Annotated in this window: 10 protein-coding genes; 8 read left to right on the top strand and 2 right to left on the bottom strand. The window is 57.0% G+C overall.

The window, feature by feature from the left end; all coding sequences use genetic code 11:
* Window positions 1–861: 861 nt before the first annotated feature.
* From QZ170_RS05550 to QZ170_RS05520, 7 genes are all read left to right on the top strand, one after another.
* Window positions 862–2,214 (top strand): Na(+)-translocating NADH-quinone reductase subunit A, encoded by a 1,353-nt coding sequence (locus QZ170_RS05550; RefSeq protein WP_297178340.1) that lies wholly within the window; start codon window positions 862–864, stop codon window positions 2,212–2,214.
* Window positions 2,215–2,247: 33 nt separating this feature from the next.
* Complete coding sequence (locus QZ170_RS05545) at window positions 2,248–3,453, top strand: NADH:ubiquinone reductase (Na(+)-transporting) subunit B (protein ID WP_297178337.1); 1,206 nt, start codon at window positions 2,248–2,250, stop codon at window positions 3,451–3,453.
* A 16-nt stretch (window positions 3,454–3,469) separates the two neighbouring features.
* A complete protein-coding gene (gene nqrC / locus QZ170_RS05540; protein WP_297178334.1) occupies window positions 3,470–4,204 on the top strand; it encodes an NADH:ubiquinone reductase (Na(+)-transporting) subunit C in 735 nt (244 codons plus the stop codon).
* Window positions 4,205–4,206: 2 nt separating this feature from the next.
* Window positions 4,207–4,848, top strand: a complete 642-nt coding sequence (gene nqrD / locus QZ170_RS05535; protein WP_297178332.1) for an NADH:ubiquinone reductase (Na(+)-transporting) subunit D — start codon at window positions 4,207–4,209, stop codon at window positions 4,846–4,848.
* Window positions 4,849–4,876: 28 nt separating this feature from the next.
* Entirely contained in the window at window positions 4,877–5,575 is a 699-nt protein-coding gene (gene nqrE, locus QZ170_RS05530) for an NADH:ubiquinone reductase (Na(+)-transporting) subunit E (protein WP_297178329.1), read from the top strand.
* 22 nt (window positions 5,576–5,597) lie between these two features.
* Window positions 5,598–6,839, top strand: a complete 1,242-nt coding sequence (gene nqrF / locus QZ170_RS05525) for an NADH:ubiquinone reductase (Na(+)-transporting) subunit F (RefSeq protein ID WP_297178327.1) — start codon at window positions 5,598–5,600, stop codon at window positions 6,837–6,839.
* A gap of 232 nt (window positions 6,840–7,071) precedes the next feature.
* Entirely contained in the window at window positions 7,072–7,800 is a 729-nt protein-coding gene (locus QZ170_RS05520) for a nitroreductase family protein (protein ID WP_297178325.1), read from the top strand.
* 189 nt (window positions 7,801–7,989) lie between these two features.
* Here the strand turns inward: QZ170_RS05520 and QZ170_RS05515 are convergent, their stop codons facing one another.
* Together QZ170_RS05515 and QZ170_RS05510 are read right to left on the bottom strand one after the other, a co-directional pair.
* Entirely contained in the window at window positions 7,990–10,989 is a 3,000-nt protein-coding gene (locus tag QZ170_RS05515) for a putative LPS assembly protein LptD (RefSeq protein WP_297178322.1), read from the bottom strand.
* An 859-nt stretch (window positions 10,990–11,848) separates the two neighbouring features.
* The gene (locus QZ170_RS05510) at window positions 11,849–12,805 is read right to left on the bottom strand and encodes a hypothetical protein (protein WP_297178321.1); all 957 of its coding nucleotides are present in this window, start codon (window positions 12,803–12,805) and stop codon (window positions 11,849–11,851) included.
* 485 nt (window positions 12,806–13,290) lie between these two features.
* Here QZ170_RS05510 and rimP point away from each other — a divergent pair, with 485 nt between their 5' ends.
* Window positions 13,291–13,761 carry a ribosome assembly cofactor RimP gene (gene rimP, locus QZ170_RS05505; protein WP_297178316.1) on the top strand — a complete coding sequence of 157 codons (471 nt, stop codon included), beginning with the start codon at window positions 13,291–13,293 and terminating at the stop codon, window positions 13,759–13,761.
* Window positions 13,762–13,774: the final 13 nt, after the last annotated feature.

The following is a 13,774-nucleotide window of genomic DNA, read 5'->3' as shown; positions in this document are numbered from 1 at the left end:
GAGGGGGGGGTGAGTAGGTCGTATGGGATGAGGAGGGGGAGCACGAGACGAGGTGGAGTAGCGTGCACGGGATGAGGAGGCCCAGCGGTCAAAGCCCTAGAGCCCGCGGGGAGCCTGCCTCGCCGCCCACAGCGCCCAGAGCTAGCCCCCTCGCCCCACCAGTCTAGCCAGCTCAAGAGTTCCCAGCTCCATAGGGAAGCTCGTACTCCTTGCCTCGGGCTTACGGAGAGCGTCGGGACGAGCCATTCGAGCACACAGAGAGGGGTATATTGGGAGCCTCGGGACGCTTCTATAGAAAGCACCGTAATCACCTATGTAAGGTGACGGAGACGCTCTTACCGAGAGCGTCTCTGCGCTCCTATAAGGATCGTTCTCATCACCTATGTAAGGTGATTAGGACGATCTCGGTAAGAGCGTTCCAGCCCCCCTCGGCAAGGGTACTGAGGCTCCCTCGGGAGGACTAATACAGAGGTGATTAGCATGAGGGTATCTACCTCACCTCCCTACGAGGGGCTAACCCGCTTGGGGGAGCTAAGACAAGTGACGGGAAGCTCGACCTACGGAGAGCGCCCTCCCCGTGAGGTGAAGAGCACTAGCCTCAGGGCATCCCCTACACGCTCCGTACCGTGACTGATATTCGGCGTGTAGAGCGACCAACCTACGATGCGTGGGGCAGCCTATATATATAATGGTACGCGCGAGAGCTTCGCCGAGGGCTCGTATGGATCGGCATGTGAGGCCTTTCCCCCTCTATGGGGAGTCGTGCCTAGTGGGGCTACCTTATTATAGGTACTATCTGCCAAAGATTATGTACTTTTGTAGCCATAATAATTTAACTAAACATATCATCAATCACGTGTTATGCCGAACATTATCACGATAAAGAAAGGACTAACGCTGAATCTGAAGGGGAAGGCTCAGGAGACTCAGCTTGCGCCCGCCGCAAGTGCTTCCTCCTATGCCCTCTCGCCTGATGATTACATCGGCTTTGTCCCTAAAGTGATCGTTCAGCCTGGGGATCGGGTGCTCGCAGGGGATACCCTCATGTACCACAAGCAGATCCCTGAGCTCAAGTTAACCTCCCCCGTCAGCGGGGAGGTGGTCGCTGTCCACCGTGGCGCTAAGCGCAAAGTGCTGAGCGTAGAGGTGAAGCCCGATACGACTATCGAGTACAAGCACTTCGATACGGCAGGAGTCAAGGGGATGGAACGCTCGAAGGTACTGTCCCTCCTGCTAGAGAGTGGAATGTTCAGCTTCTTCAAGCAGCGCCCCTACGACCGTCTGGCCAACCCCAATGCCGAGCCTAGGGACATCTTCGTCACGGCGAACTTTACCGCCCCCCTCGCCCCTAAGTTCAGCTACCTCGTGCAGGGTCGGGAGGATGAGCTACAGCTCGCCCTAGATGCCCTCACCAAGCTGACCACAGGTAAGGTCTACGTAGGCGTTGCCCCCGGGGAGCTCCCCGGACTACAGGGTGTAGAGCGTGTAGAGGTACGTGGCCCCCACCCCGCGGGTCTCGTCGGGGTACTGATCAACCACATCGCCCCCGTGAACAAGGAGGAGGTCGTCTGGACCCTCAAGGCCACCGACCTACTCGTCATCGGTCGCTTCCTGAAGACCGGTCAGGTAGACTACAGCCGCACGATCGCCCTCACGGGCTCGGAGGCCAAGGAGACCGGCTATGTGAAGGTCCTACCTGGAGCACGCTTCCAGGAGGTGCTGGCAGGTCGCCTAGGCAAGCGAGGAGAGCACGAGCGTATCATCGAGGGCGATGTCTTCACGGGCGTCAAGGTCGATGAGGAGCACGAGCGTATGAGCCTCGGCGTCGATCAGATCAGCATCATCCCCGAGGGTGATGATGTGCACGAGCTCTTCGGCTGGGCACTGCCCCGACTGAAGGAGTATAGCCACAGCCGTAGCTACTTCTCCTGGCTCATGCCCAAGCGAGAGTATACCCTAGATGCCCGTATCAAGGGAGGACGTCGTGCCATGATCATGAGTGGCGAGTACGACCAAGTCTTCCCCATGGATATCTACCCTGAGTATCTGCTCAAGAGCATCATCACCTTCAACATCAACGATATGGAGGCACGAGGCATCTACGAGGTAGCACCAGAGGACTTCTCCGTCTGCGAGTTTGTCGATACCTCCAAGATCCCCCTACAGCAGATCGTACGTCAGGGGCTGGATGAGCTGTACAAGGAGATGAACTAAACAGAAAGGTTTCACAATAAACGGACAAAGACCTTGAACGCATTAAGAAAACAAATCGACAAGATAAAGCCCGCCTTCACGAAGGGGGGACGGTTCTCGGCGCTGGAGTCGGTCTTCGACGGCTTCGAGACGTTCCTCTTCGTGCCCAATACGACGTCTAAGCGTCGTGGGACCCACGTGCATGATGCGATCGATAGCAAGCGTACGATGAGTGTCGTGATCTTCGCACTCCTCCCCGCACTGCTCTTCGGCATGTACAACGTAGGGCTTCAGCACAATATCGCCCTAGGGGTAACGGCAGGCTTCTGGAGCACCTTCTTCTACGGCTTCCTCTCGGTGCTTCCACAGATCGTAGTCTCCTACGCCGTAGGGCTCGGGATCGAGTTCATCATCGCCCAGCTCAAGCATGAGGAGATCCAGGAGGGCTTCCTCGTGACGGGGATCCTGATCCCGATGATCATCCCCGTAGAGACCCCGCTCTGGATGATGGCTATCGCTACAGCCTTCGCCGTGGTCTTCGCCAAGGAAGTATTTGGGGGTACGGGCTACAATGTCTTCAACGTAGCTCTGATCACCCGTGCCTTCCTCTTCTTCTCCTATCCCGCAGCGATGTCGGGGGATAGCGTCTGGGTACGCCTAGGCTCTACCTTCGGTCTCGGCGGTGAGGGCAAGGTCGTGGATGGCTTCTCTGGGGCTACCCCCCTCGGGCAGGTCGCTGCAGGCAACGTAGCAGACATCCACAATACCCTCGGGAACCCACTCACGGACTGGGATGCCTTCCTCGGGTTCCTCCCCGGCTCTGTCGGTGAGGTCTCTACCCTAGCGATCCTGATCGGAGCTGCTATCCTCATCTTCACCGGCATAGCGAGCTACAAGATCATGGTCTCTGGCGTCGTCGGTGCCGTCGTGATGGCACTGGGCTTCAACGCTATCGGTGCGACAGCAGCGATGCAGCTCTCGCCTCTACACCACCTGCTCTACGGGGGCTTTGCCTTCGGGATCGTCTTCATGGCTACCGACCCTGTGACGGCAGCACGCACGGAGACGGGTAAGTGGATCTACGGCTTCCTCATCGGGGTCATGGTCGTCTTCATCCGTGTGCTCAATGCCGGCTATGCCGAGGGGATGATGCTCGCTATCCTGCTGATGAATACCTTCGCTCCACTCATCGACTACATCGTGGTAGAGCGCAATGCGCAGAAGCGTCTTGCCCGCCTCTCCGCCAAGGCAAAGAACTAATCCCAACGCTACGAAGATGAATAGAGATAAGAATTCATACGTGATCATCTACGCAGCTGTGATGGTCATCCTGGCTGCCGTCCTGCTGGCAGGCGCCAATATACTCCTCAAGCCTGCCCAGGTAGAGAATGAGCACATCGACAAGATGGAGCAGATCCTACGTGCCCTAGGGCAGAAGCCCGACAAGGCCAACGTCATCTCCACCTACAAGAGCCTCATCAAGAAGGAGCTGATGGTCAATGCCGACGGCTCAGTCGTCTCTACGGATGAGGGTGACGAGATCGGTAAGGGCAAGGCATTCAATGCCAATACTGAGCTCGACTACAAGCTCATCGCCAAGGGCGAGAAGCGTCCCCTACCCGTCTACATCGCTGAGGTAGATGGCAAGACGGTCTATGTCTTCCCCCTCAATGGGGCTGGCCTCTGGAATAAGATCTGGGGCTACATCGCTGTCGATGCCGCCGACCACTCCAGTGTCGTAGGAGCAGACTTCGGCAACGCTGGGGAAACCCCAGGGCTCGGTGCCGAGATCTCCACTCCACACTTCGCCGACCAGTTCAAGGGCAAGCACCTCTTCCGCGAAGGCGTCTTCACGGGTATCGCTGTCGTCAAGAATGGTCAGAAGGCCGAGGACAAGGACTACGTGGACGGCATCTCGGGTGGTACCCTCACCAGCAACGGTGTGCACGATATGCTCGCCACCTCGCTTGCACCCTTTCAGCAGTTTCTCCTAACCTATAACGCCCAGTAGCCATGTCACTCTGGAACAAGAAGAATAAAGAAACACTCGTAGGGCCACTGAGCAAGAACAACCCTATCATGGTGCAGATGCTCGGTATCTGCTCCGCCCTAGCGGTCACCTCCAAGCTGGAGCCCGCGATCGTCATGGCTCTCTCCGTGACTGTCGTCGTGGCCTTCTCCAACGTCGTGATCTCGCTCCTGCGCAAGACGATCCCCAATCGTATCCGTATCATCGTACAGCTCGTCGTGGCCGCTACGCTGGTGACCATCGTGAGCGAAGTGCTCAAGGCCTACGCCTATGACGTGAGCAAGCAGCTCTCTGTCTTCGTCGGCCTGATCATCACGAACTGTATCCTGATGGGTCGCCTAGAGGCCTTCGCTCTGGGTAACGGCCCCTGGGAGTCCTTCCTCGACGGGATCGGTAATGGTCTTGGCTACGGTGCCGTACTGGTAGCTGTCGGCTTCTTCCGTGAGCTCCTAGGCTCGGGGTCGCTACTGGGCTTCCAGATCATCCCTAAGAGCGTCTACGCTATGGACGGTATCCACGGCTACGTGAACAACGGGCTGATGATCCTCCCTCCGATGGCTCTCATCTCTGTCGCCGTACTGATATGGATACACCGCTCCTACAACAAGGAGCTACAGGAACACTAATCTCCCACGACAATAGAACTAAGAAAGAATGGATTCATTAGCCTTATTCTTTAGGTCGATCTTTATCGATAACATGATCTTCGCCTACTACCTAGGGATGTGCTCGTTCCTAGCGGTATCGAAGAACGTCAAGACGTCATTTGGACTGGGGATAGCAGTGACCTTCATCCTCACCTGTACGCTACCGATCAACTACCTCCTGGAGACCAAGGTCTTCAAGCAGGGAGCACTCGAGTGGCTACTCGGTGCGGAGGCTGCGGGGATCGACCTCTCGTTCCTCTCGTTCATCATCTTCATCGCGGTGATCGCTGCCTTCACGCAGCTCGTCGAGATGCTCGTGGAGCGGTTCAGCCCCTCCCTCTACGCATCACTGGGGATCTTCCTCCCACTGATCGCAGTGAACTGTGCCATCCTCGGGGGCTCGCTCTTCATGCAGCAGCGTGAGTTCCCCGGTATCGGCGAGGCCACCGTCTATGGTCTCGGCTCAGGGATCGGGTGGATGCTCGCTATCGTCGGTATGGCCGCCATACGTGAGAAGATCCAGTACTCTGACATCCCCAAGCCCCTACGTGGCCTAGGGATTTCCTTCATCATCACGGCACTGATGGGTATCGCCTTCCTAAGCTTCTCTGGGGTCAAGCTCCAGGCTGCCGATGACAAGGCACAGCAGAGCCAGACAGAGCAAGTAGAGGCTACCCAAGCACCATCAGGGGTAGAGGCGAACTAACATAGAACAGGTAAACGTCATAATGAACACAACCATTATACTGGTGAGTGTCGGGGTCTTCCTCCTGCTCACACTCCTCCTGGTGGTCATCCTGCTTGTAGCCAAGAGCAAGCTCGTACCATCCGGGAACGTCAAGCTCACCGTCAATGGCGAGAAGGAACTAGAGGTACCCATCGGAGGTACCCTCCTCAATACGCTCCAGAGCCAGAACATATACCTCTCCTCCGCCTGCGGTGGTAGTGGCTCCTGTGGTCAGTGCCGCTGTCGTGTCATCGAGGGGGGCGGTGAGATCCTCCCCACCGAGACCGGCTTCTTCTCCCGCAAGGAGCAGAAGGAGCACTGGCGCCTCTCCTGCCAGACCAAGGTCAAGGAAGATATGCAGGTCATCGTCCCCGAGTCCGTATTCGGGGTCAAGGAATGGGAATGCGAAGTCATCTCAAACCGCAACGTATCGACCTTCATCAAGGAGTTCGTCGTCAAGCTCCCCGAGGGCGAGGTGATGAACTTCAAGAGCGGTAGCTATGCACAGATCACTATCCCTCCCTACGACATCAAGTACGCCGACTACGACATCGACGAGAAGTTCCGTGGGGACTGGGACCACTTCAATATGTGGGAGCTCACCTGCCACAACGACACCGAGACGATCCGTGCTTACTCCATGGCGAACTACCCCGCCGAAGGGAACATCATCACCCTAAACGTGCGTATCGCTACGCCCCCGATGGACCGTGCTACGCATAAGTGGCTCCCCGTATCGCCCGGTATCTCCTCCTCCTACATCTTCTCCCTGAGACCAGGGGACAAGGTACGCATGAGCGGCCCTTACGGAGACTTCCACATCCAGGATACCAACGCTGAGATGCTCTACATCGGTGGTGGTGCTGGTATGGCGCCCCTACGTGCCCAGATCCTGCACCTCTTCCGTACCCTACACACGGATCGCAAGGTCTCCTACTGGTATGGGGCACGGAGCAAGAAGGAGATCTTCTACGAAGAGGACTTCCGCGAGATCGAACGTCAGTTCCCCAACTTCACCTTCCACATCGCCCTCTCTGACCCTCAGCCCGAGGACAACTGGACAGGCTACACGGGCTTCATCCATCAGGTCATCTACGACAACTACCTCAAGGATCACGATGCTCCTGAGGACATCGAGTACTACATGTGTGGCCCAGGCCCTATGGCCAATGCCGTCAAGGTCATGCTCGAGAACCTTGGGGTAGAGCGTAGTCAGCTCTTCTTCGACGACTTCGGAGGCTAGTCCCCCGGGGTCTACGTCACGACCAAGTACTCTCCCTAGAGCCTAGCTTAGGGAGAGTACTTTCTTTTACCCCTAGGGGGTGACTCACCGAGCTCTGTGCTCCCTCTGAGAGCCTCCCATACAAGCTCTGAGAGCCTCCCCCATACAATCTCCGAGAGCCTCCCCATACAATCTCCGAGAGCCTCCCATACAATTGTCCTTCACCACCCCACCCCTCCAACAGTATCCCAAGATGAGTATACAAGCCGCCCTAGAGCACCGCCGTGCGATCCGTCAGTACGACGAGACTCGTCCCCTCGACAGCGAGTGCGTCAAGCACTGCCTCGAGCTCGCTACCCTTGCCCCCACTAGTTCCAACATGCAGCTCTGGGAGGCCTACCACGTCACCGACCCCACCCTCCTCCGGCGTCTCGGGAGGGCAGGCTTCGGGCAGACAGCTCTCACCTCTGCCCCAGAGCTTGTGGTCTTCGTCGTACGTCCCGACTATGCACGGAGGCGAGCAAAGGCCAACCTAGCTGCTCAGCGTGAAGCCATCCGCAAGGCTTACCCAGAGGAGAAGTGGGAGAAGTACACCAAGCGCCAAGAGACCTATTATGGGAAGCTTGTCCCCTTCCTCTATGCGCGCTGCTTCGGCCTAGTCGGGCTCCTACGCAAGGCTCTTGTACAGCTCGTCGGGCTCTTCACCCCCGTGCCTAGGCAGGTCTCTGAGGCAGACTACGATGTCGTCCTACACAAGAGCTGTGCCCTCGTGGCGCAGACCTTCATGCTGGCGATGAGTGAGCAGGGCTACGACACTTGTCCCCTAGAGGGCTTCGACAGCTGGCGTGTCAAGCATGCCCTGCATCTCCCCTATGCTGCACAGGTATCGATGATCGTCTCCTGCGGAGTCCGTCGTGCGGATGTCCCACTGGGTGAGCGGAGCCGTATCCCCTTCGAGGAGCAGTACCACCGCCTCGGCTGAGCAGGGAGGGGGATCCCCTTCACCTCTCATGAGCTCATGGATATAATCTAGGAGTAGCACCGACCCTTCCCCTCAGACGGGGGCAAATACACCAAGCGAAGCGGGCAGGATACTGTGGTATCCTGCCCGCTTCGCTTGGTGTATATATGGAGGGAGTATTCTCGCTGGGGGCTCGGGGCTCGGGGTGCGTTACCAGCTCTGCCCCGAGGAATAGCCGTGCTTGTCCCACTTGACGTCGTGGAGCATGCTGCTCTTGACCCCGATGGTGATACTGTAGCTACGGTAGGGGCCGAAGGGGATCGCATTAGCTGACAGACTCCAGCAGTGCAGGTCTCGGCTGATACCGATCGTCATATTGGCTATGCGCTTGGCGAGGAAGTCGTAGCTCGCATTGAAGTTGAACGACCAATTCTTTGTCGGCTGGATGCTCCCCGAGAACATCAAGCTATGCGTCAGCCCATAGTTGTACTCATCTCGGCGAGGGTCAAAGGTCGTACGGTTGAGGTTCACCCCATAGGAGAAGGAGATATTCCACGGGATGGAGACCTTGAGATAGCCATCCGCATCGTATTCCCCTTCATCGTCGTTGCTCTCGAAGAGGGACTTACGGGCCTGCTTCTTCGCCGCCATATCTGCTAGAGAGGTATCCTTACCGTCGGGGCTAGGGCCATTCGGGTTACCTTGTATGCTATCGGACTCGCTCTCCTTGTCTTTGTCCTTCTTATTCTTCTTCCCCGTGAAGAGACTCTTGATCTTCTCGAAGGTCTGGTTATTCAGTGTGTAGCTAAAGGAAGTACCAGTCCCTCGTAGGCTACCGAAGCCCTTGCCGTTGAAGATACGTAGCTTATTCACACGATGAGGGGTGACGTAGCCATTACCATCCGTGGTATGCCCGTAGAGGTAGGGGTCGAAGGAGCCACTCAGGTTGATATTGAGGGATTGGGAGAGGCGGATCGATATGCTCGCATTGATATCTGCTAGCTGGAAGGAGTCAGCGGCGAGATTATAGCTTGAGTTGAGGGAGAAGTTATCAATGAGGCTGATCTTCTTGTATTCCTCTACGCTGTCGGTCTTGTGACGCACCTTCATCTCTAGGTTATTATCGAGACCGAAGTTGATGGAGGCGGACTTTCCTCTACCAGGGGCACCGAAGAGGTGGTTATCCCCGTAGCGGGAATAGATCTCCTGACGGGCACGGCCATCCTTGTCCACATAGTCTAGGGTCTCATAGTAGCCCCACATATGGGCACCGAAGTCCGGGGTATAGCTCACCCCGATACGGGGCGTCACACGGTGGCGAATCATCTGCACCTTGTCCCCGAAGAGCTTCCACGGCTTGTAGAAGCCATAGAGGGTCGTATTGAGGCTCGCCGAGGTGCTGAAGTCGAAGACACGATTGAAGCCATACTCTCGCTCATAGACCGTACTATTGGTCGTGGGGTCGTAGCGCTTGTGGGACTTGTAGGTGTACCAGCGCTCGTTGTAGTTGGCACTCAGCGTGAGGTCGATATAGTCGAGGATCTTGTAGGAGGCCGAGATAGGGATATTGTGGGAGAAGGCATTCTGCCAGTCTCGGATGAGGTTAGCCTTGAAGAGGCGATACTCCTTGGTCGAGATGCTGTTGCGGAACTGCCCCGAGTAGCTTAGGCTGATCTTCTCATACCATCGCTCTGCCCCCACACGCTTCTTGCGCTTGAAGGGGTAGATGCGGTTCATACTGATCGAGATATTCGGCAGGCTCAGCGTAACCATCGAGTCGGCCGAGGTCTGGGTAGCATCGATCGAGGCCGACAGGCGGAAGGGCGTCCCGGCGAAGGTACGGCTATAGTTGATGGAGGAGTTCTTGGTGTTCTGCCCTGAGACCATGGGGTTATAGAGGGTGCTCAGGGAGTTGTGGTTGTAGCTACTGGTGGAGTAGTTCACACTAGCGGAGAAGGTCTCGTTGGGGTTCGCCTTTGCATCCTGGCTGTGTGTCCAGTTGATACGGAAGTCGTTGCTCTGCGTGAAGTCCCCCGCTATGTCACGCTCCCCAGTCTTGGTGACGAGGTAGCTCACGTTGAAGTTCCCGTTGTAGCGGTAGCGCTTGCGGTAGTTGGAGCGGGCATTAGCGCCCCACGAGCCGAGCGAATACCAGTCGCCCGTGAGGGCCAGATCGATGTAGTCGCTGAAGGCGAAGTAGTACCCGCCCTCTCGGAGGTAGAAGCCTCGCTGGGTCTCCTCCCCATACTTCGGCATGATGATCCCCGAGGAATAGCTCTTATTAAAGGGGAAGAAGCCGAAGGGTAAGCCGATCGGCGTAGGTACGTCAGCGATGACGAGGTACGAAGGGCCTGCCACGACATTCTTCTGCGGGCGAGCCTTCCCCTTGGTGAGCATGAAGTAGAAGTGCGGGTGCTCGTGATTGTCACACGTGCTGTAGCGCCCGTTCTCCATGTAGAGGCAGTTGTTGTCCATCAGCTTGGTGCGCTCGGCTGTGATGTAGCCTTCGCCCTGCTGGGTCACTGCGCCCGTGATGAAGCCCTTGCTGGTCTTGAAGTTGTAATTTAGGCTCTTGGCCTCGTAGCTCTCTCCGCCGTCCTTGAACTTGGGGAAGGCCGTTGCCTTCCCAGCACTGTCGATCGTATAGTGGGCGAAGATCAGGGAGCTATCGGTATTCATGCGCATGAAGTTCCCCTCCAGCCCCTTGTCCTTATAGTCTACGGTGCTAGGGCCGAAGAGGTAGGCGAGGTTCTGCCCGAGGAGCACCATCGAGTCCTGCGCCTTGTAGGCGATGATGTCGTCGAAGGGTTCGGAGGCCTTACGCTTACGCACCGCCTCTAGGCTGTCCGTGCGACGCTGTGCCTGGCGAAGGCTATCCAGCGCCTTCCCCTCCCCGAGGCTATCGACGAGGGAATCAATGATATGCCCTAGACTATCCCGAGCCACGCTACTATCACCTACCCCGAGGGCACCCTGCCGACCGAGACGCCCCAGACTATCCCCACCAAGGCTATCCCGCCCGAGGAAGGAGCGGAGCTGCTCGAGCGTGCTCACGCTATCCCGACGTGCGGACGCAGTGTCGCTCACTAGAGCCGAGGAGGCCTTAGTGGATCGTGTTGGTGTCCTATGTCGGGTAGCGCAGGCCACTAGGCTCATGAGGGCGACGACCCCGAGAGCGAGCCTACGACTAGAGTCTCTGCGTCTGAACATCTGCAAGGATAACGCTCCCCTTCGCCCCCCTAGTGTAGCACACAAGCGGGCGAGACAGAGCGAAGTAGCGCACAAAGATAACGAACTCTGCCCAATCCGCTCATCCCGTTTCCCGAGCGGAGACCGACGATACCCCCCTCGGGGCACAAGGCCTCTCCCCCTCGGAGGACTCCAGCGAGACCTCCCCTGGGATCAAAGCCGAGCCTCCCCAGAGACCCTAGCGAAGCCTCTGAAGGAACACAAACGGAGCCTCTGAAGGGACACGAGCGAAGCCTTCCCAGAGACAGAAGTGAGTGCCCCCGTGGGCACGAACGAAAGCCCCTATTCCGAGGCGGACTCAGCATACTCCCCATCCCCCGACAGACTCATTACTTATACCGCCCTTGCGCTCTTACCGAGAGCCCACTTGCGTTCTTACCGAGAGCCCTCACACGCTCTTACCGAGAGCGCTGATGCGTTCTTACCGAGAGCGCAAGAGGGCTCTAGGTAAGAGCGCAGACCCCCTTCCTATACCACCGATACAGAGGGAGTTAGCGAGGAGGGGCAAGACGGAGGTAATCATCCCCCATCCCACGGGGGTTGAACATAGGGGCATGAAGCAGAAAGAGGCCTAGCCCCCCAATGGAGCTGGCCTCTCTCTAACTCGATCTCATACCCTCGGCCTGTCCTCAGAGAGCACCTAGGAGCAGAGGTAATCAGACTCGCTTCTGTCGCCACGTGTGCGACACGGATATGCTCCTAGGCAAGGGCACGGCAGAGCAAAGGCACCTGTGGAGCCGCCGAAGGGGGCAGTCGCTCCGCAGGTGCCTCGTATGATAGCCACGGACAGCCTCGTAGGCGGGCTTGACTCGATAGGCTCCTAGAGGGTGTACTGTATCCCTGCTTGGTAGCCTACGTACAACTGCTGTCGTAGCGATGGGCTCTGATGCTCCCATATCGGTCTGGAGGAGAGGAGCCGCCCATCTCCTCCGTGCCCAGAGCGAAGGTAATTGAGGCTAAGACCGCCCCAGAGGTCCCAGTGCTGTCCTAATCGGATGGACGGGAGGAGGGCATAGCCCACCTTGATCGCACTGCTGCTCGAGAATCCGATATTCTGTACCGTCACCTCGTTGTTGACCCTCAGCCAAGGGAAACAATTGAGGTGCACCCCAAGACCCGCTATAGTGGCTAGAGTCTTCTCATGCGCTCTATAGTTGTACCCGAGCCCGATGATCCCATAGGTAAATCTACTCCCCGTACGCAGTGTGATCGCCGTCGTACCGACCTCATCATACTGTATACCTAGGGCATACTCTCCACTTTTGATTAGGTTAAGTAGCCCGATCGGGTAGTCACTCTCATCTGCGATATTGACGAGAGCGGCGAATTGTACCCCGGAGACCTTTTTAGCCAGATTCACAACCCCCGTGATCTGCGCACCGACCACTTCGTTCCCCATATTGAGGACGCCGGAGAGCTGGACACCACGATAGTAGGTCTTCGAGATATTAGCGACCCCTGCCAGGGAGGCACCCGAGCCCTCATTGCCGATATAGTTGTACAGCCCTGCCCACTGAATGCCATGGGCATCGTTTCGCACGATATTGGCCAATCCTGCGAAGGTAAAGGCTCGTACGTTCCCCGAAAGGCCGACCAGCGTACTAAAGGAAACGGTATTTGTGTACGCTCCTGCATTCCCTCCGTTAGTGCTTATTGGAGGGAAGAAGCCGAGCTGTACCCGCGAGGTTTTCTCCCCAGTAGACTGGGCGTATCCTGACGTAATGAACGCACTCACGAGGACGAGGGCGGATAATGCTATTTGTACGATCTGTTTCATGTCTGTATCTCTTCTTGAGTTCGGTGATCTATGTGCAGGCTGTGTCTGTATGTGATTACTTTAGCTGACAGCACAAATGTACTTAATTTATTGGACTCATTACACTTATAGGAGAGGACCATGGGGCTAACACTTGCCTATCCGAGGCCTCTGGGACATGCTCCACCCCCTAACCACGACACCACCCTCCGGTAGCCTATATATATAATTATGGAGTCGATAACACCTATATACACCTGAGCGACACAGGCATAGGGGAAAAGGCGCCCAAAGCCCCCTCAACCCCAGCGAGCCCATCGGGAGCGAGGGCACGGGGACAGAGGGGTAGCGATGGGAGTAAGTGGGACAGCAGTCGGAGGACGTTATCTCACAGATTTTTATTATCTTTGCAGTGCAAACGAGACAACGGAGGAGGCTGGGAGCTTCCTCCGTTCGCTTTATAGCATAGCAATAGAACAGACTAAGGTAAAGGAGGAAGATTGTCAATGATCCAGCATACGACCATAGAGGAGATCGTCTCAGCCTACATCGCTGAGCACCACCCCGACTACTACATCGTAGAGACCGCCGTACACCCAGGCAACCGCATCGTCGTAGAGCTCGACTCAGAGAGCGGTATCAATATCGACGCCTGCGTGACCCTCACCAAGCACATCGAGAGTCAGCTCGATCGCGAAGCTGAGGACTTCGAGCTCGAGGTAGGATCGGCAGGCCTCACCTCCCCACTGAAGGTACTCCGCCAGTACACCAGCACGATCGGCCAGGAGGTAGAGGTGCTACGTAAGGGCGGTATCAAGGAGAAGGGTGTCCTCACGGCAGCCTCCCCCACCGAGATCCAGCTACTGGTCTCCCGCCTCGTACGCCTCGAGGGCAAGAAGCGCAAGACCAGCGTCGAGGAGACGCTCACCATCCCCATGGAGGAAGTCCTACAGACCAAGCGTGTCCTACACTTCTAATTAACGAGTATAA

Origin of the sequence: uncultured Porphyromonas sp., assembly GCF_905372525.1 — a bacterium.
GTDB lineage: Bacteria > Bacteroidota > Bacteroidia > Bacteroidales > Porphyromonadaceae > Porphyromonas.
Note: the sequence above shows the minus strand (reverse complement) of the source record. Positions and strands in the feature narration are given on the sequence as shown.